Origin of the sequence: Micromonospora sp. DT228 (assembly GCF_049841595.1) — a bacterium.
Taxonomy (GTDB): domain Bacteria; phylum Actinomycetota; class Actinomycetes; order Mycobacteriales; family Micromonosporaceae; genus Micromonospora.
Genome location: NZ_JBNCKO010000012.1, coordinates 186,010 through 207,376 on the forward strand (window position 1 = coordinate 186,010; position 21,367 = coordinate 207,376).

At 71.4% G+C, this 21,367-nt stretch carries 23 protein-coding genes and 1 pseudogene; 23 read left to right on the plus strand and 1 reads right to left on the minus strand.

Annotated elements, in window-relative coordinates:
• Positions 1 to 40: 40 nt before the first annotated feature.
• From ACLQ29_RS23740 to ACLQ29_RS23785, 10 genes are all read left to right on the plus strand, one after another.
• Positions 41 to 304, plus strand: a complete 264-nt coding sequence (locus ACLQ29_RS23740) for a phosphoribosyl-ATP diphosphatase (RefSeq protein ID WP_088947482.1) — start codon at positions 41 to 43, stop codon at positions 302 to 304.
• Positions 305 to 353: 49 nt separating this feature from the next.
• A complete protein-coding gene (gene hisG, locus ACLQ29_RS23745) occupies positions 354 to 1,199 on the plus strand; it encodes an ATP phosphoribosyltransferase (protein WP_393367895.1) in 846 nt (281 codons plus the stop codon).
• Between the two features lie 407 nt (positions 1,200 to 1,606).
• Entirely contained in the window at positions 1,607 to 2,080 is a 474-nt protein-coding gene (locus ACLQ29_RS23750; RefSeq protein ID WP_393367897.1) for a PH domain-containing protein, read from the plus strand.
• Between the two features lie 551 nt (positions 2,081 to 2,631).
• Positions 2,632 to 3,300 carry a translation initiation factor IF-3 gene (infC, locus tag ACLQ29_RS23755; RefSeq protein WP_393367899.1) on the plus strand — a complete coding sequence of 223 codons (669 nt, stop codon included), beginning with the start codon at positions 2,632 to 2,634 and terminating at the stop codon, positions 3,298 to 3,300.
• Between the two features lie 20 nt (positions 3,301 to 3,320).
• The gene (gene rpmI / locus ACLQ29_RS23760) at positions 3,321 to 3,515 is read left to right on the plus strand and encodes a 50S ribosomal protein L35 (protein WP_110566082.1); all 195 of its coding nucleotides are present in this window, start codon (positions 3,321 to 3,323) and stop codon (positions 3,513 to 3,515) included.
• A 32-nt stretch (positions 3,516 to 3,547) separates the two neighbouring features.
• Positions 3,548 to 3,940 (plus strand): 50S ribosomal protein L20, encoded by a 393-nt coding sequence (gene rplT / locus ACLQ29_RS23765; protein ID WP_030488429.1) that lies wholly within the window; start codon positions 3,548 to 3,550, stop codon positions 3,938 to 3,940.
• A gap of 78 nt (positions 3,941 to 4,018) precedes the next feature.
• Complete coding sequence (locus tag ACLQ29_RS23770; RefSeq protein WP_425773670.1) at positions 4,019 to 4,816, plus strand: TrmH family RNA methyltransferase; 798 nt, start codon at positions 4,019 to 4,021, stop codon at positions 4,814 to 4,816.
• Positions 4,817 to 5,034: 218 nt separating this feature from the next.
• Positions 5,035 to 6,102, plus strand: a complete 1,068-nt coding sequence (gene pheS, locus ACLQ29_RS23775) for a phenylalanine--tRNA ligase subunit alpha (RefSeq protein ID WP_425773671.1) — start codon at positions 5,035 to 5,037, stop codon at positions 6,100 to 6,102.
• A gap of 40 nt (positions 6,103 to 6,142) precedes the next feature.
• The gene (gene pheT / locus ACLQ29_RS23780) at positions 6,143 to 8,689 is read left to right on the plus strand and encodes a phenylalanine--tRNA ligase subunit beta (protein WP_425773672.1); all 2,547 of its coding nucleotides are present in this window, start codon (positions 6,143 to 6,145) and stop codon (positions 8,687 to 8,689) included.
• A gap of 406 nt (positions 8,690 to 9,095) precedes the next feature.
• Positions 9,096 to 9,776 carry a YdcF family protein gene (locus ACLQ29_RS23785; protein WP_425773673.1) on the plus strand — a complete coding sequence of 227 codons (681 nt, stop codon included), beginning with the start codon at positions 9,096 to 9,098 and terminating at the stop codon, positions 9,774 to 9,776.
• Positions 9,777 to 9,782: 6 nt separating this feature from the next.
• On the opposite strand, the gene ACLQ29_RS23790 is transcribed toward ACLQ29_RS23785, so the two are convergent.
• Positions 9,783 to 11,009, minus strand: a complete 1,227-nt coding sequence (locus ACLQ29_RS23790) for a helix-turn-helix domain-containing protein (protein ID WP_425773674.1) — start codon at positions 11,007 to 11,009, stop codon at positions 9,783 to 9,785.
• 151 nt (positions 11,010 to 11,160) lie between these two features.
• Between ACLQ29_RS23790 and ACLQ29_RS23795 the strand changes: the two genes are divergently transcribed.
• The 13 genes and pseudogenes from ACLQ29_RS23795 (at position 11,161) to ACLQ29_RS23855 (ending at position 21,303) form a co-directional block, all read left to right on the plus strand.
• Positions 11,161 to 11,436, plus strand: coding sequence for a hypothetical protein (locus ACLQ29_RS23795; RefSeq protein ID WP_425773675.1), 276 nt, complete (start codon positions 11,161 to 11,163; stop codon positions 11,434 to 11,436).
• Positions 11,433 to 11,780: a hypothetical protein gene (locus ACLQ29_RS23800; RefSeq protein WP_425773676.1), complete on the plus strand. Its 348-nt coding sequence runs from the start codon at positions 11,433 to 11,435 to the stop codon at positions 11,778 to 11,780. The genes ACLQ29_RS23795 and ACLQ29_RS23800 overlap by 4 nt, the downstream gene beginning before the upstream one ends.
• Positions 11,777 to 12,913, plus strand: a complete 1,137-nt coding sequence (gene amcB / locus ACLQ29_RS23805; protein WP_425773677.1) for a cyclophane-forming radical SAM peptide maturase AmcB — start codon at positions 11,777 to 11,779, stop codon at positions 12,911 to 12,913. The genes ACLQ29_RS23800 and amcB overlap by 4 nt, the downstream gene beginning before the upstream one ends.
• Positions 12,910 to 13,092, plus strand: coding sequence for a multiple cyclophane-containing RiPP AmcA (amcA, locus tag ACLQ29_RS23810; protein WP_357558568.1), 183 nt, complete (start codon positions 12,910 to 12,912; stop codon positions 13,090 to 13,092). Before amcB ends, amcA begins: the two co-directional genes overlap by 4 nt.
• A 60-nt stretch (positions 13,093 to 13,152) precedes the next feature.
• Positions 13,153 to 13,815: a pentapeptide repeat-containing protein gene (locus ACLQ29_RS23815; protein ID WP_425773678.1), complete on the plus strand. Its 663-nt coding sequence runs from the start codon at positions 13,153 to 13,155 to the stop codon at positions 13,813 to 13,815.
• Positions 13,816 to 13,829: 14 nt separating this feature from the next.
• Positions 13,830 to 13,919 (plus strand): annotated as a pseudogene (locus tag ACLQ29_RS23820) (kinase); the annotation flags it as partial.
• Between the two features lie 323 nt (positions 13,920 to 14,242).
• A complete protein-coding gene (argC, locus tag ACLQ29_RS23825; protein WP_425773679.1) occupies positions 14,243 to 15,244 on the plus strand; it encodes an N-acetyl-gamma-glutamyl-phosphate reductase in 1,002 nt (333 codons plus the stop codon).
• A gap of 55 nt (positions 15,245 to 15,299) precedes the next feature.
• On the plus strand, positions 15,300 to 16,472 hold the full coding sequence (argJ, locus tag ACLQ29_RS23830; RefSeq protein ID WP_425773680.1) for a bifunctional glutamate N-acetyltransferase/amino-acid acetyltransferase ArgJ: 1,173 nt from the start codon (positions 15,300 to 15,302) through the stop codon (positions 16,470 to 16,472).
• Complete coding sequence (gene argB / locus ACLQ29_RS23835) at positions 16,469 to 17,374, plus strand: acetylglutamate kinase (protein ID WP_425773681.1); 906 nt, start codon at positions 16,469 to 16,471, stop codon at positions 17,372 to 17,374. Before argJ ends, argB begins: the two co-directional genes overlap by 4 nt.
• Positions 17,371 to 18,603 carry an acetylornithine transaminase gene (locus tag ACLQ29_RS23840; RefSeq protein WP_425773682.1) on the plus strand — a complete coding sequence of 411 codons (1,233 nt, stop codon included), beginning with the start codon at positions 17,371 to 17,373 and terminating at the stop codon, positions 18,601 to 18,603. The genes argB and ACLQ29_RS23840 overlap by 4 nt, the downstream gene beginning before the upstream one ends.
• A complete protein-coding gene (gene argF / locus ACLQ29_RS23845) occupies positions 18,600 to 19,583 on the plus strand; it encodes an ornithine carbamoyltransferase (protein ID WP_425773683.1) in 984 nt (327 codons plus the stop codon). The genes ACLQ29_RS23840 and argF overlap by 4 nt, the downstream gene beginning before the upstream one ends.
• Positions 19,580 to 20,095, plus strand: a complete 516-nt coding sequence (locus tag ACLQ29_RS23850) for an arginine repressor (protein ID WP_425773684.1) — start codon at positions 19,580 to 19,582, stop codon at positions 20,093 to 20,095. Before argF ends, ACLQ29_RS23850 begins: the two co-directional genes overlap by 4 nt.
• Positions 20,092 to 21,303: an argininosuccinate synthase gene (locus ACLQ29_RS23855; RefSeq protein ID WP_425773685.1), complete on the plus strand. Its 1,212-nt coding sequence runs from the start codon at positions 20,092 to 20,094 to the stop codon at positions 21,301 to 21,303. The genes ACLQ29_RS23850 and ACLQ29_RS23855 overlap by 4 nt, the downstream gene beginning before the upstream one ends.
• Positions 21,304 to 21,367 lie beyond the last annotated feature (64 nt).

Below are 21,367 nucleotides of genomic sequence, written 5' to 3' on the forward strand. Positions count from 1 at the left end.
ACGCGGGGCGTCGCCCCGGCGGCTGGAAGAATCGTCCACCGTGAAGACGTTCGAGGAGTTGTTCGCCGAGCTGCAGGCCAAGGCCGCCGCCGGCACCCCGGGCTCGGGCACCGTCGCCGCCCTGGAAAAGGGCGTGCACTTCATCGGCAAGAAGGTCGTCGAGGAGGCGGCCGAGTCGTGGATGGCCGCCGAGCACGAGGGTCCGGAGCGTACCGCCGAGGAGATCTCCCAACTGCTCTACCAGGTCCAGGTGCTCATGCTCGCCAGCGGTCTCGACCTCAAGGACGTCTACCGACATCTGTGAGTGCGCCCACCCCTGTTGATCGCCATCCGGATCGAAGGAGCACTCCGTCATGCTGCGTGTCGCCATTCCCAACAAGGGCACCCTGGCCGAGCCGGCCGCCCAGATGCTGCGCGAGGCGGGCTACCGCCAGCGCACCGACCCCAAGGACCTCGTCTGCCGCGACGAGGCCAACGACGTCGAATTCTTCTACCTGCGCCCCAAGGACATCGCCACCTACGTCGGGTCCGGTGACCTCGACCTCGGGATCACCGGCCGCGACCTGCTGATCGACTCGGCCGCGCCGGCGGAGGAGGTCGTCGACCTCGCCTTCGGTCAGGCCACCTTCCGCTTCGCCGCCCGCCCCGACGACATCGCCTCGGTGCGGGACCTGGGCGGGCACCGCATCGCCACCGCGTACCCCGGGCTGGTCGAGCGGCACCTCGGCGAGGCGGGCGTCAAGGCCGACGTGATCCGCCTCGACGGCGCGGTGGAGAACGCCGTACGCCTCGGTGTCGCCGACGTGATCGCGGACGTCGTGGAGACCGGCGCCACCCTGCGACAGGCGGGCCTCGTGGTGTTCGGCGAGCCGCTGCTGCGCTCCTCGGCGGTGCTGGTCCGCCGCGCCGCCGCGCCGGCCCACCCGCAGGCCGCGCAGCTGCTGCGCCGCCTGCACGGTGTGCTGGTCGCCCGCCGCTACGTGATGCTCGCCTACGACGTGCCGGCCGGTCTGCTGGAACGGGCCAGCGGGCTCACCCCCGGCATCGAGTCGCCCACGGTGTCGCCGCTGCACCGCGAGGGATGGGTGGCGGTGCAGGCGATGGTGCTCCGGGACGACGTCCACCGCATCATGGACGAGCTGTACGAGCTGGGCGCCCGCGCCATCCTCGTCACCAACATCCACGCCTGCCGGCTCTGACCGTCTCGGTCCGCGCCGCGGCGCGGACGGTTGATCAACTCGGTTTCGCTGAAACGGGGGTGTCCGCGCGTCGGGGACACCCCCGTTTCACTGACCTTGAGTGGATCTATCGGGTACGCGTGGGTCTGACGCGCGGGTGCGCCTGATGGCCGCCCGAAAACAGGTCCGAGGTGGTGGGTGGGTGTGACGCGCGTGTGCGCGAAACGGCCATGCCCGACGAGGCGCAAGATCGTGCTCGATCGTTGATGTGGTGGCCTCCGCCGCCACCGAGACCACTACATTCTGGTTCGAGCACGATCATGGGCCGGGTGGTCGGGTGGTCGGGTGGTCGGGTGGTCGGGGCCTGGGCGGTGGTGGCTCGGCGGGTGGCGCGTTTGAAGGGCGGGTGTGGGTGGCAGACTGGTGGGGTGAGTGAAACCGAGCTGGTCCGCCTGAAGCCCCGCCGCATCCGCGTGGTCTGTTGGTCCGCGGCGGCTGCCCTGGTGGTGGTCTTCGGTCTGGTCGCCACGTCGCTGAGTGGCCCGACCGGCGACGGTTACGGCAGCTTCCAGCGCGGCGACCAGATCGCCATGATCGGCCTCGGCGTCTTCGGTGCTCTCGGCTTTCTCCTGTTCACCCGTCCGCGGGTGGAGGCGGACGCACGGAGCGTCCGGGTCCGTAACGTCATCAGCTCCTACGAGCTGCCCTGGGAGGTCGTCCGGGGCGTGCGCTTCGACCGGGGCGCGCCGTGGGCCAGCCTGGAGCTGCACGACGACGACCTGCTGCCGATGATCGCCCTACAGGCTGCCGACAAGGAGTTTGCCGTCGACGGGGTCCGCGCGCTGCGCCGACTTCATGAGGCGCACCAGGCCCACCTCGCCGAGCGCGCCACCCGTCGCTGACCCCGACGACGACGCCGCCTTCCCCCGGGGTCGCGCGGCTGCCGCACATCCCAGCGCCCCCAACGATCCGAGCAACATCACCGAAAGTGCTGCCTCGGCCCGCCCTGAGGCAGCACTTTCGGTGAAAGTGCATCGATCTTGACCAAAGACCTCCGCCGGTGAGTCGTCGTCGGCGCACCCCGGCCACCCGCGAGTCGCGGGTGGCGGGTGCGGAGGCCCAGCGTGGCTCGGGTGTGCCCGGTTTGGGGGCGGCCGGGGCGCGGGTGTAGTGTTACCGAGTCGACCAGGCTGTCTCCGCATGCGAGCAGGCAGCCTTGAAAGCGGAGCGCCTGCTCCCACCCGAGTCGCCGCTACGGTGGCCGGGTCCGGTCACCGGTTCCGGGCACGTCCCGGCGCCGGACGTGTGATCCTGTGATCACGCCGACCGGTCGAGCGGGCCCTGGCATGCGCCGGGGCCTTCTGCTTTCCAGGTCGGTTCCCTCCTGGGAGCCGCCGGGGTCGGTGCCTGAGCAGAAACGACTCGAGGAGGCCCCATCAGCGTCGAACCACGCGTGAACGAGCAGATCCGGGCACGTGAGGTCCGACTGGTCGGCCCCGAGGGTGAGCAGGTGGGCATCGTCCCGCTGGAGCGCGCCCTTCAGCTGGCCGCGGACGTCGATCTGGACCTGGTCGAGGTCGCGCCGATGGCGCGCCCGCCGGTGTGCAAGCTCATGGACTTCGGCAAGTTCAAGTATGAGAGCGCACTCAAGGCGCGCGAAGCGCGGCGTAACCAGCAGCAGACCGTCATCAAGGAAATGAAGCTTCGGCCGAAGATCGACCCGCACGACTACGAGACCAAAAAGGGTCACGTGGTGCGGTTCCTCAAGGCGGGCGACAAGGTCAAGGTGACGATCATGTTCCGCGGTCGCGAGCAGAGCCGCCCGGAGCTGGGTTACCGGCTCCTGCGTCGGCTCGAATCCGAGATCACGGACCTGGGATACGTCGAGGCCGCCCCCAAGCAGGATGGCCGAAACATGATCATGGTTCTCGCTCCGCTGCGGGCCGTGAAGGCCTCCGCGGTCGCCGCCACGGCGTCCCGCGGTGCACCTCGGGACCGGGCAGCGGACGAGTCCGCCGCTCCGGCAGCCGATGAGACCGCGGCGGCCGGCGAAACCGCAACGGCCGGCGAGACCGCAACAGCCGGTGACACCGGCCTCGCTGCCGACACCAGCGGCGAGTAACAGGGGAGAAGACGTTCCACATGCCGAAGATGAAGAGCCACACGGGTATGGGCAAGCGGGTCAAGGTGACCGGCCGTGGCAAGATCGTGGCCGAGCAGGCCGGCAAGCGCCACCTGCTGGAAGGTAAGTCTTCCACCCGTACCCGCCGGTTGACCGGCACGGTCGAGGTGGCCAAGGCTGACGTCAAGCGCATCAAGAAGCTGCTCGGCCGCTGACGCGCGCCACCTTTACGTTTTAAGGAGTTGAGATGGCACGCGTCAAGCGGGCTGTAAACGCCCAGAAGAAGCGTCGTACCCTGCTGGAGTCCGCGAGTGGTTACCGCGGTCAGCGCTCCCGCCTGTACCGCAAGGCCAAGGAGCAGGTGCTGCACTCGATGCAGTACGCCTACCGGGACCGTCGCGACCGCAAGGGTGACTTCCGGCAGCTCTGGATCCAGCGGATCAACGCGGGCGCCCGGGCCAACGGGATGACCTACAACCGGCTGATCCAGGGCCTGCGTCTGGCTGGCATCGAGGTCGACCGCAAGATCCTGGCCGACATGGCTGTCAACGACGCCGCTTCGTTCGCGGCGATCGTCGAGCTGGCCCGGGCCGCGGTCACGGCCGAGGGCACCGGCGGCGCGGCGGCTCAGGCCGCCTGATCCCCACGCACTGGGGCGTCTCCCGTGTCGGCACCGCCGTCCGGGGGGCGCCTCAATCGTGCCGGAGGAGCGCACACCATGGCCTTCACTCCCCGTACCCCCAGGGTTGTCGCCGCCCGGCGGTTGCAGCGCCGGCGTGACCGCGACGCCACCGGCCGGTTCCTGGCCGAGGGACCGCAGGCGGTCCGCGAGGCCCTGGCGCGGCCGGGGGTGGTCACCGAGCTGTTCGGTACGCCCGCCGCGCTCGACAGGTATCCGGAGTTGGCCGCCACGGCGGCCCGCGCCGACGTGCCGGTCTCCGAGGTGACCGACGAGGCCGTCGCCGCGTTGGCCGAGACCGTCGCCCCGCAGGGGCTGGTCGCGGTCTGCCGGCACCTCGACGTGTCGCTTCAGCAGGCGCTCGAGAACGCGCCCCGGCTGGTGGCGGTGCTCGCCGAGATCCGGGACCCGGGCAACGCCGGCACGGTGTTGCGCACCGCCGACGCGGCCGGCGCGGGCGCGGTGGTCTTCGCCGGCGACGCCGTCGACCCGTACAACGGCAAGTGTGTGCGGGCCTCGGCGGGCAGCCTCTTCCACGTCGACGTGGTGCGCGCGCCCGACCCGGCCCAGGTGGTCGACGCGCTGCGGGCCGCCGGGCTGTCGATCTTCGCCACCACGGGGTACGGCGACAGCGACCTGGACGACCTGACCGACTACGGTCGGCTCGTCGGGCCCACCGCCTGGTTGTTCGGCTCGGAGGCGCACGGCCTGCCCGAGGAGTTGACCGCCGCCGCCGACACCACGGTGCGGGTGCCGCTGTACGGGCGCGCGGAGAGCCTCAACCTGGCTGCCGCCGCGGCGGTGTGCCTGTACGCTTCAGCGAGAGCACAGCGCTGACGGTGACCGTGCCCGGCGCGGCTGACAGCAGGGGAGAGCGTCCGCCCATGAACGCGACACGGCGTTCCTTTAGCCAGCCCGCCGGTGTCGGCGGGCGGCGGGCCTGACCTGCTCCCTGCACAACTCCTACCGGCGGGCTGCGGCACAGCCGCGCGTCCGTAGACTCGCCTAGCCGCCCGTGGAGGGCTGGCGCCGCCGTGAGGGAGTGCCCGTACGCCATGAGCTACCGCAACGATCCGTACGACCCGAAGCAGGTCGCCCTGCTCGACCCCGCCGCCCTGGACGAGGCTGTCGCGGACGCCACGAAGGCGTTCACGGCAGCCGCCGACCCGGACGCGTTGACCGCGCTGCGCCCGGTGCACCTGGGGGACCGGTCCCCGGTCTCGCTCGCGCGCCGGGAGATCGGCGCGTTGCCGCCGGCCGCGAAGTCCGACGCCGGCAAGCGGGTCAACGAGGCCCGCCGGGCGATCGAGACCGCGTACGCCGACCGCGCCGAGGTGCTGGAGCGCGAGCAGGCCGAGCGGGTGCTGGTCGAGGAGCGGGTGGACGTCACCCTGCCCTACGACAGGCGTCCGCGGGGAGCCCGGCACCCGTTGAGCGTCCTGATGGAGTCGATTAGCGACCTGTTCGTCGGGATGGGCTACGAGGTGGCCGAGGGGCCCGAGGTCGACCTGGAGTGGGTCAACTTCGACGCGTTGAACATCCCCGCCGACCACCCGGCGCGCGGGTTGATGGACACCTTCCACATCGCACCGGAGGGCTCCGGCCTGGTGCTGCGCACGCACACCTCCACCGTGCAGACCCGCACCATGCTCAGTCGGAAGCCGCCGATCTACGTGATCGTGCCCGGCCGCGTCTACCGCACCGACGAGATCGACGCCACCCACAGCCCGGTGTTCCACCAGGCCGAGGGCCTGGTGGTCGACAAGGGCATCACGATGGCGCACCTGCGGGGCACGCTCGACCACTTCGCCCGGGCGATGTTCGGCCCGGAGGCGAAGACCCGGTGGCGGCCGCACTACTTCCCGTTCACCGAGCCGTCGGCGGAGTTCGACGTGTGGTTCCCGGAGCACCGCGACGGCCCGCAGTGGGTCGAGTGGGGTGGCTGCGGGATGGTCAACCCGCGGGTGCTGCGCGCCTGCGGCGTCGACCCGGAGGTCTACTCCGGCTTCGCGTTCGGGATGGGCATCGACCGGACCCTGATGGTCCGGCACGGGGTCAGCGACATCCGCCATCTCTTCGAGGGCGACGTGCGGTTCAGCCGCGCGCTCGGGACCGGGGCGTAGGCGATGCGGGTACGAGACACGGGAACGGTGGTCTGACGTCATGCGAGTTTCTGTCAGTTGGCTCCGGGAGTACGTCGATCTCCCCGCCGACCTGCCCACCGGTGACCTGGAGCAGGCCCTGGTCGACCTCGGCATCGAGGTCGAGTCCGTGGTGGACCTGGCCGGGGCGGTCACCGGTCAGCTCGTCGTCGGCGAGGTGCGGGAGATCGAGGAGCTCACCGGCTTCAAGAAGCCGATCCGGTTCTGCCGGGTCGAGGTGGGTGCCGCCAACGGCACCGGCGAGCCGCAGGAAATCGTCTGCGGGGCGCGCAACTTCGCCGTCGGTGACCGGGTCGTGGTGATCCTGCCCGGCGGTGTGCTGCCCGGCGGCTTCGCCATCGGCGCCCGCAAGACGTACGGGCACAACTCGGCGGGCATGATCTGCTCGGCGAAGGAGCTGGGTCTGGGCGACGACCACTCCGGCATCATCGTGCTGGGGCCGGAGGTGACGGCCAAGCCGGGCGACGACGCGCGGCCGGTGGTCGGCCTCGACGACGTCGTGCTCGACCTGGAGATCACCCCCGACCGGGGGTACGCGCTGAGCCTGCGGGGTCTGGCCCGGGAGCTGTCGCACGCGTTCGACGTGCCGTTGCGCGACCCGGCCCTGGCGCCCGCGCCGAGCGGCACCGAGACGCCGGCGTACCCGGTGGAGGTCCGCGACACCCTCGGCTGCGACCGGTTCACCGCCCGCCTGGTCCGCGGGGTCGACCCGAGCGCGCCCACGCCGTCCTGGATGGCGCAGCGGCTGGTCACCGCCGGCATCCGCAGCATCTCGCTGCCGGTGGACATCACCAACTACGTGATGCTGGAGCTGGGCCAGCCGATGCACGCCTTCGACGCCGACCGGATCGCCGGGCCACTTGTGGTCCGCCGCGCCGAGGCGGGGGAGAAGCTGACCACCCTGGACGGCGTCCACCGGGTGCTCACCGCCGACGACATGGTCATCTGTGACGACAGTGGTCCGATCTCCCTGGCGGCGGTGATGGGCGGCGAGACCAGCGAGGTCGTCGCCGACACCACCACCGTGCTCTTCGAGGCCGCGCACTGGGACCCCGCCATGGTCGGGCGCACGGCCCGCCGGCACAAGCTGTTCAGCGAGGCCGCGAAGCGCTGGGAGCGGGGCGTCGACCCGGCCGTGGCGTTGGTCGCGCTGGACCGTGCCGTTCGGCTGCTCACCGAGCACGGCGGTGGCACGCCCGGCACGGAGATCCTCGACATCGACCACGTCCGGCCGCGTACCCCGATCAGCCTGCCGGCGGACCTGCCGACCCGGCGGGTCGGGGTCGAGTACCCGCCGGCGCGGGTGGTCGCCCTGCTGGAGCGGGTCGGTTGCACTGTCGCGCAGGGCGCGGACCGGTTGTCCGAGGACCCGGGCGCGGTCGGGGTGGCAAGCGGCGCCGGGACGGCGCTGAGCGTCACCCCGCCGACCTGGCGGCCCGACCTGACCGACCCGGCCGACCTGGTCGAGGAGGTGGTCCGCCTCGACGGGTACGACCGGGTGCCGTCGGTGCTGCCGACCGCACCGCCCGGCCGCGGGTTGACCCCGCGGCAGCGTCGCCGCCGGGCCGTCGCCGTTTCGCTGGCCGAGCGGGGGTACGTGGAGGTGCTCGCGCACCCGTTCGTGTCGCCGGAGCTGGCCGACCAGCTCGGCCTGCCGGCCGACGACGCGCGCCGGCCCGCGGTGCGACTGGCCAACCCGCTGTCCGAGGAGGAGCCGCTGCTGCGCACCACGCTGCTCGGCCCGCTGCTCGGCATCCTCAAGCGCAACCTCGGCCGGGGTCACCGCGACCTCGCCCTCTACGAGATCGGCGCGGTCTTCCACCCGCGCGTCTGTGCCGGCAGCCCGCCCGAGATGGGCGTGGACCGGCGTCCCACCGACGCGGAGTTCGCCGCCGCCGACGCGGTGGTGCCGGCGCAGCCGGTGCACGTCGCGGTGGTGCTCGCCGGTGACCTCGACCCGGCCGGCTGGTGGGGTCCGGGTCGACCGGCCGGCTGGGCGGACGCGATCGAGGCGGCGCGGGACGTGCTGGACGCCGCCGGTGTCACCGGCGAGCGGGTGGAGGTGCGGGCGGCCGAGCACGCGCCGTGGCACCCGGGCCGCTGCGCCGAGCTGCGGGTCGACGGCGCGGTCGTCGGGTACGCCGGCGAGCTACACCCGGTGGTGGCGGCGACGTTGGAGCTGCCCCGGCGCACCTGCGCGATGGAGTTGGACCTCGACGCGCTGCCGGCGGCTCCGGTGACACCCGCGCCGACGGTGTCCGGCTTCCCGCCGGCGCTCATCGACGTGGCCCTGGTGGTGGACGACTCGGTCCCGGCGGAGCAGGTGCGCCGGGCGCTGGAGGCGGGCGCCGGTGCGCTGCTGGAGGACGTGCGGCTGTTCGACGTCTACTCCGGGGCGCAGCTCGGTGAGGGTCGCCGGTCGCTGGCGTACAAGCTGACCTTCCGGGCCCCGGACCGGACGCTGACCGTCGAGGAGGCGGTCGCGGCCCGGGACGCGGCGGTCGCCGTCGCGGCGGAACGCCTCGGCGCGACCCTGCGCGGCGCATAACGGGACCGTCCCACAATCTCCCAATCCGTGGGTTCGGGTTCGAGTCCCTGACGGCGCACCAACGACCAAGGCCCTGACCTCGGTTTATCCTGGGTCAGGGCCTTTTCGTCTCCCTGCCGGTGGCCCGTTGCGGCGTGGTGCTGGAGTCAGCGGCGTCGCACCGCGCTGCTACCCCTACGCTGGCGGCATGAGGGAACCCAGCGCGGATCGGACCTACGCCACACCTGACGACCTTCCGCTGCCGGCTGTGCTTTCTGAACTACTGCGGAGCGTGCGTGAGGGCCAGGTTGTCTACCTGAGCGAGCGGGATGAGCCCGTGGCCGCCGTCGTGCCTCTGGAGGTGGCGAGGGCGGGATTGGTGGCCCTGGGCAGGTCCGACGGACCCCCGATGACGGCTCTCCGGTAGGTGCTGATGAACCGGCATGCAGCGGCACCTGCCGAGGCGATCCCTGACGCGATCCGGGCCGATGTGGAGACGCTCTGGCGCTACCACGACATGCGTCACGAGCTGCGCCCGTGCGACGTGGGGATCGGGTTGGGCAGTCATGACCTCGGCGTGGCTGTCATCGCGACGCGCTTGTTTCACGAGGGCTTTTTCCCAAGGATCGTGTTCACCGGTGCGAACGCCCCGACGACCGTCGAGCGGTTTCCGCGTGGAGAAGCAGTGCACTACCGCGAGTACGCCATCGAGCAGGGCGTTGCGGCGGAAGCGATTCTCGTGGAGCCGCGTGCCACGAACACCGCCCAGAACCTGGAGTGCTCGCGTCAGCTCCTGACCGAACACCGGATCCCGGTGACGTCGGTGCTGATCATGTCGCGGCCCTACCAACAGCGTCGGGCCTACGCTACCTGCAGGCTGATGTGGCCGGAGGTCGATGTGGTGTGCGCGTCGAACCCACTCGAACTGGACGACTACGTACGTAGCATCGGCGACCCGCAGCGGGTGGTGGACATGCTGGTCGGCGACACGCAGCGGATCGCGGTGTACGCCGAGCGCGGGTTCGCGATTCCGCAGGAGATGCCGGACGAGGTGCGGGCGGCCTTCGAGCAGCTGGTGGCGGCCGGCTACACGAGTCGGCTGATCTGAGCCCAGCTACCAGCGCGGCCCTCCCGACCGCACGCCCATCCGATCGCTGAGTTCGACGGCCAGTCGGGGCGGCCGGGGGCGGGTGAGGATGTCCCGGACGAGGTCCCGGGAGAGCCGGTGGTAGCGCACCTGGTCGGGGCCGATGACCTCGGCGTCCAGGAGCGCCGCGAGCGCGTCGTCGATGCGGTTCCACCGGGCGAGGGCTCGGGCGGTCTCGATGGCGTGCCGAACCTGCCGCTCGACGGGCACGGCGCTCGTGTCGAGTGTGGCGCCGATGACGATGGCGCGTTGCACGTCACCGAGTTCCATCGCCACTGTCGTCTTGTGGATCGACACGTTGGTCGGGCCGAACGCGGTCCACACGTGGTTGCCATCGGCACCGAGTCGCTGCGCGGCGGCATCGGCTGCCGTGATGTGGGTGTCGGCCGAGGTGCGGTCGTCGTCCCGGGCGGCGGCCAGCGCGCAGACGAGGTGCAGGCTGCCATAGACCGACAGCAGCTGCGGAGTGGGTTTGGCGAGGCGTGGTTCCAGGAACTGCGCCGCCGTGGCGGCGAGGCCGCGGGCTTGGGCATACTCACCGATGGATGCCAGCGAGTGTGCGGCGGAGCGGCTGAGCGAGCCGATGACGACGTGGTCGTGGCTGGCGTTGGCGGCGGCCAGCCCTCGGCTGGCGGCGGTCCACGCGAGGTCGCCTTCGCCGAGCTTGGTGAGGAACAACGCGGCGAGCTGGTGGGCGTAGGCGGTCATCGCGTGCGCTCGCTGGCCATCGTCTCCGTCGTACGCCTCGGTGGCGGTGAGGCAGTCGTGGATGAGGTAGGGCAGCCGGCGGGCGAGGGTGCCGTACCGCGAGTGCTGGTAGGCGGTCCAGATCTCGGCGACGTCGTTCTCGATCTCGCGCAGGGCGGGGGCCTCGATGTCCTCCGTGCTGGCCAGCGATGGCGCGAGGTGACGATAGTCGTGAAGCGCGGCCCGCAAGGCGGGGATGGTCTCGCGCCCCGAGTCGTCCGACCACTCGAACAGGCTCGGTGCACCGATCAGGTCGCCGAGGGACACGTCGAGGGCTTTGGCGATCGCTCGGATGACCGACAGCCGGTCGAGGTCGGCCCGGTTCGTCTCGACCTTGCGTAGCCACTCCTGGGTCTTGCCGACCAGACCGGCCAGCACCTCCTGGGAGAGCCCTCGTCGACGCCGGTAGAAGGCGACGCGCTGGCCAATGGTCATGTCTTCCGTCATCCCTCGCACACCAGCACCCTGCCCGCTGAGGGCCGCCGGAGCCGGTACGGATTTTCCCGGTCCTCCATATGGGCCGCCCCTACGTTCAGTTCACCCCAGATCACCGGCGCGTGTCGATGCCGGTGTCGGGATGACTGACAGGGAGTCGCAGATGGAGGGATCGATGGGCGGCGCACCACACCACGGCTTGGGCCGCTGGCTCGGCCCGTCCCGGCACGAACTGTCTCGGCGTTCTTCCCGCCTGCGTACCGCCATGAGGGCTGCGTGGGTGGGTGATCGGCGGCCTGCTCCCAGCCGCCGTGATGTGGCGGCGGGCTCGCCATTCCCCCGGCGAGCCCGCCGCTCATCGTTCCTGGTGGAGGCGCTGCTCACCTTCGTGTGGCGTCGGCTGTTCGAGCAGCAGGCCCGCGAGGGCGGTCGCTGGTGACCGGGCAGCAGCGCCGTCTGGCGGCGAACGGGCTCGCGCCAGCCGAGGTCGAACATCTGCCGATGCGCCCGCTGTGGCTGTGCCGCCGGTGCGGGCAGCCGTGGCCCTGCGGCGCGGCGAAGCTTGCGCTCCTCGCCGAGTACCGGGAAGAGCCGGTGAGCCTGTTCCTCTACCTGGCCGGCTGCCTGCACGACGCGATCGACGACCTGCATCGGCTCAACCCGAGCGTCACGGGCAGCGCCGCGGACATATTCGAGAGGTTTCTCGGCTGGCCCGCACGCCATACCCACGCCTACCGCGTCAGTACCACCACGGCTGCCAGGATCGAAGAGGCCTCCTCGTGAACGGCATCGGCCTCATCAACGTCACCGGCCAGCCGGCGGTCGCTGGCAGCTTCCACACCCTGGTCGCGCAGCCGACGAGCTTCTGCAACCTCGACTGCGCCTACTGCTACCTGCCTGACCGGAGATCCCTGCGCCTGATGAGCGGCGCGGTCGCGGAGGCTTGCGCCGGGTCGATCGCCCAGCAGAACAGCGGTCATCCGGTGAGCGTCGTGTGGCACGGGGGCGAACCCACCGCCACTCCCATCGGGTTGTTCCGTGATCTATTGTCCCCGTTCGAGGAGCTTCGGCGCGCGGGGATGGTGCGTCACGAGATCCAGACGAACGCGACGTTGATCAACCGACAATGGTGCGAGCTCTTCACCGCTTATGGGTTCGAGGTCGGGGTCAGCATCGACGGCCCGGGCCCGTTGAACCGGAACCGTCTCGACCGGGCCGGCACGTCAACAGACGCCCGCACTCTGCGCGGCATGCAGACCCTGGCCGAGGCAGGGCTGAGGTACTCGGTGATCTGTGTAGTCACCCCGGAAACCATCGACCACGCGGAAGCCCTCATCGACTTCTTCATCGGCCTGCCCGGCTGCGAGTCGGTGGGCTTCAACATCGAAGAGCAGGAGGGCGCCGACCGGGCACCGGTGTCGGAGGACGCCGCGTACCGGTTCTGGCAGCGCCTCATCGCACGTCGCGTCGGCGGCAGTCCGCTGCGGATCCGCGACGTGGACCGGCTGGCCGACTATCTCGCCGCCACCCGCGCCGGACACGTCGACCACGAGCCGTACGAGCCGATCCCGACCGTCTCCTGGGATGGGCAGGTGGTGCTGCTGTCACCGGAACTGCTCGGCATCACCGAGCCGCGATACGGCGACTTCATCGCCGGCAACGTCCTTCATCAGCCCATCACCGCCATGCTCGCCGGCGCCGGCGACCTGGGCTACGTCGCCGAGTTCATTGCGGCCCTCAACGCCTGTGCCGACAAATGCGCCTTCTACGACTTCTGTCGTGGCGCCCAGGCCGGCAACCGCTACTTCGAGCACGCGACGTTCGCCGCCCGTGAGACCGCCTACTGCCGGACCACCCGACAGGCCCTCGTCCGCGCCGCTGCGGATCACCTCGCCCCTCAAGGAGAAGCACCATGACCAACGCTCTCGCTGTCCTCGTCAACGCCGCACCCGAGCAACTCGCTCGCCTCGGCGTCGACCCGGAGCGCTCGGTAGCGTCGATCGACGCGGCGAAGTTCGACAACCGCCCCGCTTGGGACAACAAGGGTAAGTTCGACAGTCGACCCGGCTGGGACAACTGGAACAAGAAGAAGTAGCCCCACCACGGGACGCGCGGGGTGGCGTGCCCACCCCGCGCCCACACAGGTTGAGGACACATGCGCACCACCACGATCGGCGACGTGAAGGTCCTGCTGCCGGATCTCGAACCGGACGACCTCGACACCACGAGGGACCTGGCCGGCGGCCTCACCGAAGCCCTGGTCGACGGCGCCGCGTGGCACGGATCGCACCTTGAGGACGCTCGCATCCGCAGCAGTCTGATCACCGGCGTGGACCTGAGCGAGAGCACCTGGGATGCGGGCAGCGTCTACGGCTGCGAGGTCACCCGCACCGACTTCTCCGGCGCGACCCTGACCGGTATCACCATCGAACGCTGTGCCATTACCGGCTCCCGGTTCACCGGCACCAGACTCACCGACGTACGCCTCAAGGATGTCCTGTTCGACGGCTGCCGCTTCGACTACGCCACCTTCCACCGCGTCGCCGCCGCCGGCTCGGTCGCGTTCACCGACTGCACTTTCGCCAACGGCGCGTGGTCTTCCTGTCGACTACCTCGCATCGCGCTGCGGTCCTGTGACCTCGCCGGACTGGAACTGGACTCCTGCCACCTCGACGGCACCGATCTGCGGGGCAGCCGGCTCCAGGGCCTCAAGACGCCGCTGGACAACCTGCGCGGCGTCACCCTCGGCGAGGACCAACTTCCTGACCTCACCCAGCTGACCGTGGCCGCCCTCAACCTCACCGTCCGCAACAACTGAAGTAGAGGAGCCTCGTGATCGCTGGACCCACCGGCAGCCGGGACACGGTCCTCGTCTGCGTCCGGGGCAACTCTGGCTCCCGCAGGAGCAGGATCGCTCGTGAGCGGGGCGGGCACGTCATTCGCGTCGCTCATCCAGGTTGGTCGTCCCACACAAGATCACATGGCAGGGCTTCAGCAGAGAACAGCAAGGGGCGCGGTGCGGAGGCGGATGTGGCCCAAGAGGCTAGCCTTCGCCCCGCTCATCGTTAGGACAAGGCGGCCGGCCATCGCCGGGGCTTTCCACACGGTGGCGCAAGATCGCGGGAGGTAGTTGGGTCGGGGTGAAGCCTGGAGAGGAGAGCACATTAGCATGCACTGCTCTGCATGAACTTGCACTTGTGAGTCGTCCTTGTTAATCTTCGCTGCATAGTCATGCGGAGGTGAGTATGGGGATTCGAGTCGCGGTCGCCGGTGCGAGCGGCTACGCCGGGGGCGAGCTGCTGCGCCTGGTCGCCGGGCACCCGGAGTTCGACCTGGTCGCCGCCACCGCGCACAGCCAGGCCGGGCACCGTGTCGACGTGGTGCACCCGCAGCTCACCGGTCTGGACCTGGTGCTCGGCGAGACCGACCCGGCGACCCTGGCCGACGCGGACCTGGTCTTCCTGGCGCTGCCGCACGGCCAGTCGGCCGCCCTCGTGGCCCAGCTCCCGGACGAGGTGCGGATCGTCGACCTGGGCGCGGATCACCGGCTCGCCGACCCGTACGCCTGGGCCCAGTACTACGGCGGCACGCACGCCGGGCAGTGGACCTACGGCCTGCCCGAGCTGCCCGGCCAGCGGGAGCTGATCGCCGGCTCCACCCGGGTAGCGAACACCGGCTGCTACGCCGCGGCGATCACCCTGGCGCTCGCGCCGCTGATCGCCGACGGCGCGGCCAGCCCTGCCGACGTGGTGGTGGTCGCCGCCTCCGGCACCTCCGGCGCGGGCCGGTCGACAAAGGCGCACCTGCTGGCCAGCGAGGTGATGGGGGACCTGTCGCCGTACCGGGTGGGCACCCACCAGCACGTACCGGAGATCAAGCAGGCCACCGGCGCGACCGGGCTGTCGTTCACCCCGGTCCTGGCACCGATGCCGCGCGGCATCCTGGCCACGGTCACGGCCGTGCCGGCACGCGGGGTCGACCCGCAAGAGGTGCTGGCGCGGGCGTACGCCGACGCGCCGTTCGTGCACGTGTTGCCGGAGGGCCGCTGGCCGCACACCGCCGCCACCCTCGCCTCGAACTCCTGCCACCTGCAGGCCACCGTGGACGTCGACTCGGGTCGCCTGATCGTGCTCAGCGCCCTGGACAACCTGGGTAAGGGCGCCGCCGGCCAGGCCGTCCAGAACGCCAACCTGATGCTCGGCCTGCCGGAGACGACGGGCCTGTCCGTCTGGGGAGTCAGCCCGTGAGCGCGAGCAGCGCGGCGCGGCGGAGTCCCGCACCCACGAACGAAAGGCAGGCGCCGTGACTGTCACCACCCCACGCGGGTTCCGGGCGGCCGGGGTGGCCGCCGGTCTCAAGGCCGGCGGCGGCGCGGACGTCGCCCTGGTGGTCAACGACGGCCCGGACGCCGGTGTCGCAGGTGTGTTCACCAGCAACCGGGTCAAGGCCGCGCCGGTGCGCTGGACGCAGCAGGTCGTGCAGGGTGGTGTGGTACGCGCCGTGGTGCTCAACTCCGGTGGCGCCAACGCCTGCACCGGCCCGGCCGGTTTCCAGGACACCCACGCCACCGCCGAGCACACCGCCGCCGCGCTGACCTCGGTGAGTCCACGACTGATCCTCGGTGCCGGCGAGGTGGCGGTCTGCTCGACCGGGTTGATCGGCGAGCGGCTGCCGATGCCGAAGCTGCTGCCGGGCGTCCGCTCGGCGATCCGCGGGCTGTCCCGTGCCGGTGGACAGGCCGCCGCCGAGGCGATCATGACCACGGACACTCGGCCGAAGACCACTGTGGCCCCGGGTGGGGGCTGGACCGTCGGCGGCATGGCCAAGGGCTCCGGGATGCTCGCGCCGGGCATGGCCACCATGCTCTGCGTGCTCACCACCGACGCGGTGGCCGGGCCGGCGACGCTGGACGAGGCGCTGCGGGCCGCGACGCGGGTCACCTTCGACCGGGTCGACTCCGACGGCTGCATGTCCACGAACGACACGGTGTTGCTCCTGTCCAGTGGTGCGAGCGGCATCGAGCCGACGCTGGCCGAGTTGACCGCCGCCGTGACCGAGGCCTGTCACGACCTGGCCCAGCAGTTGGTGGCCGACGCCGAGGGCGCCACCAAGGAGGTCGCCATCGACGTGGTCGGCGCGGCCGACGAGGACGACGCGGTCGAGGTGGGCCGCTCGGTGGCCCGCAACAACCTGGTCAAGACGGCGTTGTTCGGCAACGACCCCAACTGGGGTCGGATCCTCGCCGCGGTCGGCACCACCGCCGCCGTCTTCGAGCCGGACGAGGTGGACGTGGCGGTCAACGGGGTGTGGGTGTGCCGGGGCGGCGCTGCCGCCGAGGACCGCTCGAAGGTCGACCTGACCGGGCGCACCGTGACCATCCGGATCGACCTGCACGCCGGCTCGTCCGCCGCGACGATCTGGACGAACGACCTGTCCCATGCGTACGTGCACGAGAACTCGGCGTACTCCTCATGAGTCTCACCAGCGACCTCGCGCGCGCCCAGGTCAAGGCGGAGACGCTGATCGAGGCGCTGCCCTGGCTGGCGCGCTTCTCCGGCTCCACCGTCGTGGTCAAGTACGGCGGCAACGCGATGACCGACCCCGAGTTGCAGCGGGCGTTCGCCGCCGACATGGTCTTCCTGCGCTACGCCGGCCTGAAGCCCGTGGTGGTGCACGGCGGCGGTCCGCAGATCTCCGCCATGCTGGGCCGGCTCGGCATCGCCAGCGAGTTCCGGGGTGGCCTGCGGGTGACCACCGCCGAGGCGATGGACGTGGTCCGGATGGTGCTGGTCGGGCAGGTGGGCCGCGAGCTGGTCGGGCTGATCAACTCGCACGGCCCGTACGCGGTGGGCCTCTCCGGCGAGGACGCGCGGCTGTTCACCGCGGTGCGCCGCCCGGCGTACGTAGACGGGTTGCCTGTCGACGTCGGCCAGGTCGGTGACGTCGAGTCGGTCGACGTGTCGGCGGTGACCGACCTGATCGACGCCGGCCGGATTCCGGTGATCTCCACGGTGGCGCCGGACGCGGACGGGGTGCTGCACAACCTCAACGCGGACACCGCCGCGGCCGCGCTGGCCATCGCGTTGCGGGCCCGCAAGCTGGTCGTGCTCACCGACGTGGCCGGCCTGTACGCGGACTGGCCGGACACCACGAGCCTGGTCTCCGAGATCGTCGCGGACGACCTGGCCAAGCTGCTGCCCAGGCTGGAGTCGGGCATGGTGCCGAAGATGGAGGCCTGTCTGCGGGCGGTGCGCGGGGGAGTGCCCGCCGCGCACGTCGTCGACGGTCGGGTGGCGCACTCCACGTTGCTAGAGGTGTTCACCTCGGAAGGGTTCGGGACGATGGTGGTGCCAGGAGACGGGATGGTCGCGTCGTGAGCACGTTGGCGCAGCGGTGGAAGCAGTCCATGATGGACAATTACGGCACGCCGCCGCTGGCGCTGGTCTCCGGTGCCGGTGCCGTGGTGGTCGACGACGCCGGCCGCGAGTACCTCGACCTGGTCGGTGGCATCGCGGTGAACGCTCTCGGTCACGCCCACCCGGCCGTGGTGGCGGCGGTGTCGAAGCAGATCGCGACCCTCGGGCACGTCTCCAACCTGTTCGTCGCGGAGCCGCCGGTGGCCCTGGCCGAGCTGCTGTTGGCGCTCGCCGGCCGGCCCGGCCGGGTCTTCTTCGCCAACTCGGGCGCGGAGGCGAACGAGGCGGCGTTCAAGCTGTCCCGGCGTACCGGGCGCACGCACGTGGTGGCCACCCGGGGCGGCTTCCACGGCCGCACCATGGGCGCGCTCGCGCTGACCGGCCAGCCGGCCAAGGCCGATCCGTTCCGGCCGCTGCCGGGCGAGGTGACCCACGTCGACTTCGGCGACGTGGCCGCCCTCGAGGCGGCCGTCACCGACGCCACCGCGATGCTGATCCTGGAGCCGATCCAGGGTGAGAACGGCGTCGTCGTCCCGCCGGCCGGCTACCTGGCCGCGGCCCGGCGGATCACCGCCCGGCACGGGGCGCTGCTGGTGCTTGACGAGGTGCAGACCGGCATCGGGCGCACCGGGCACTGGTTCGCGCACCAGGCCGAGGGCGTGGAGCCGGACGTGGTCACGCTGGCCAAGGGGCTGGGTGGCGGGCTGCCCATCGGGGCCACGCTGGCCTTCGGCCGGGCCGCCGACCTGCTCACCCCCGGCTCGCACGGCACCACGTTCGGCGGCAACCCGGTCAGCTGCGCCGCGGCGCTCGCCGTGGTGGCGACAATCGCCAACGAGGGCCTGCTGGACAACGTCAAGCGGGTCGGCGAGCGGCTGCGTCGCGGCATCGAGGCGCTGGGCCACCCGCTCATCGACGGCGTACGCGGCGCCGGGCTGCTGCTCGGCGTGACGCTCACCGCCCCGGTGGCGCCGGTGCTCGCCGAGGCGCTGCGGGAGGCCGGTTTCCTGGTCAACCCGGTGCAGCCGGGCGTGCTCCGGCTGGTCCCACCCCTGATCCTCACCGCCGCCCAGGCGGACGCTTTCGTCGCCGCCCTTCCCGCCGCCCTGAACGCGACGGCCCCGGCTGCGGCCGGTGCGGAGGTCAGCGCACCCACGACCACCACCATCACCACGGGGACGACAGCATGACCCGGCACTTCCTTCGCGACGACGACCTCTCGCCGGCCGAGCAGTCCGCGGTCCTCGACCTGGCCGCGCGCATGAAGGCGGACCGCTTCGGCCACCGGCCGCTGGCCGGCCCCCGTTCGGTGGCGGTGCTCTTCGACAAGCAGAGTCTGCGGACCAGGACCTCGTTCGACGTCGGGATCGCCGAGCTGGGCGGGCACCCGCTGGTCGTGGACACGCAGGTCACCCACTTCGGCCGGGGCGAGTCCCTCTCCGACGCGGGACGCGTGCTGTCCCGCTACGTCGCGGCGATCGTGCTGCGTACCCACGGTGACGAGCGGATCGCCGAGGTCGCGGCGGGCGCGACCGTTCCGGTGGTCAACGCGCTCACCGATGGTTTCCACCCGTGCCAGCTGCTGGCCGACCTGCTGACCGTCCGGGAGCGGTGCGGCGGCACGGCCGGCCGCACGCTCACCTATGTGGGTGACAGCGCGAACAACATGGCGCAGTCGTACCTGCTGGCCGGGGCGCTGGCCGGCATGCACGTGCGGATCGCCGGGCCGGATGGCTTCGCGCCCGATCTGGCCGTCGTGGACCGGGCGGCCCGCATCGCCGCCGACACCGGCGGGTCGGTACGGGTGCTGACCGACCCGGCCCAGGCGGTACGCGACGCCGATGTGTTGGCCACCGACACCTGGACGTCGATGGGGCAGGAGTCCGACGGGCTGGACCGGATCACCCCGTTCCTGCCGTACCAGGTGAACAAGGAACTGCTCGGTCAGGCCGCGCCGGACGCGATCGTGCTGCACTGCCTGCCGGCGCACCGTGGTGAGGAGATCACCGACGAGGTGCTCGACGGGCCGCAGAGCGCGGTCTTCGACCAGGCCGAGAACCGGCTGCACGCGCAGAAGGCGTTGTTGACGTTCCTGCTGGAAACCGCGACCGGTGACGCCGCGACCGGCGACACTGCGACCGGTGACGCCGCGACCGGAGAGCGACGATGACCGGGCCGCTGACCCGCGCGGCCCGGCACGCCCGGATCGTGGAGTTGATCCGGGACAGGTCGATCCGGTCGCAGACCGAGCTGGCCGACCTGCTCGCCGCCGACGGTGTCGTCGTCACCCAGGCCACCCTCTCGCGGGACCTGGAGGAGCTGGGCGCGGTAAAGGTGCGCGGCGGCGACGGGCCGGCCGTCTACCTGATCCCGGAGGACGGTCAGCGACCGTTGCGCGACGCCGAGGCCGCGCCGGCGCGGCTGCTGCGGTTGCTGCGCGAGTTGCTCAACGGGGTCGACTCCAGCGGCAACATCGCCGTGCTGCGTACCCCGCCGGGCGCGGCCCAGTACCTGGCCAGCGCGTTGGACCGGGCCGGCCTGCCCGAGATCGTCGGCACCACCGCCGGCGACGACACCATCCTCGTGGTGGCCCGGACGGCCGACGGCGGGGCCGCGCTCGGTGACAAGCTCGCCGGCTGGGCCCGCCGGGAGGACAACGCCGAAGGGAGCGGTACGCGATGACCGAGCGGGTCGTGCTCGCGTACTCCGGAGGGTTGGACACCTCCGTCGCCATTCCGTACCTGGCCGAGCAGACCGGCGCCGAGGTGATCGCGGTGGCGGTCGACGTCGGGCAGGGCGGCGAGGACCTCGACGCCATCCGGCAGCGCGCCCTGGACTGCGGCGCCGCCGAGGCCGAGGTCGTCGACGCGCGCGACGAGTTCGCCGCCGACTACTGCCTGCCGGCGATCCGGGCCAACGCCCTCTACATGGACCGCTACCCGCTGGTGTCGGCGCTGTCCCGCCCCCTGATCGTCAAGCACCTGGTGGCGGCGGCGCGTACGCACGGCGGCACGATCGTGTCGCACGGCTGCACCGGCAAGGGCAACGACCAGGTCCGGTTCGAGGTGGGGCTGAACGCGCTCGCCCCCGACCTGAGGATCATCGCGCCGGCCCGGGACTTCGCGTGGACGCGGGACAAGGCGATCGCCTTCGCCGAGGAGAAGGGGCTGCCGATCGACGTGTCGGCGAAGTCCCCGTACTCGATCGACCAGAACCTGTGGGGTCGCGCGGTGGAGACCGGCTTCCTGGAGGACATCTGGAACGCCCCCGTCGAGGGCCTGTACGCGTACACCGCCGACCCGGCGCAGGACCGCGACCCCGACGAGGTCGTGATCACCTTCGACGGTGGCGTGCCGGTGGCGATCGACGGTGAGACGGTCACCCCGTACCAGGCGATCCTGGAGCTCAACCGGCGCGCGGGCGCCCAGGGCGTGGGTCGCCTCGACATGGTCGAGGACCGCCTGGTGGGCATCAAGAGCCGCGAGGTGTACGAGGCGCCCGGCGCGATCGCGCTGATCACCGCCCACCAGGAGCTGGAGGCGGTGACCGTGGAACGGGACCTGGCCCGGTTCAAGAAGGGCGTGGACCAGCGCTGGGGCGAGCTGGTGTACGACGGCCTGTGGTTCTCGCCGTTGAAGGACTCGCTCGACGCGTTCATCGACGACGCGCAGCGGCACGTGAGCGGCGAGGTGCGGATGATCCTGCACGGCGGTCGGGCCACCGTCACCGGCCGGCGCTCCGAGGCGAGCCTCTACGACTTCGGGATGGCCACCTACGACACCGGCGACACCTTCGACCAGTCCCTGGCGAAGGGCTTTGTGCGGCTGTGGGGCCTTCCGAGCCGGATGGCCGCCGCGCGGGACGCCCGGGTCGGCGGTGCCGGACGGTGACACGTGCGAGCGCGAGGAGTCAGCGAGCGCGGCGAGTGCGCCCCGCAGTCGCGAGCGAAAGGCA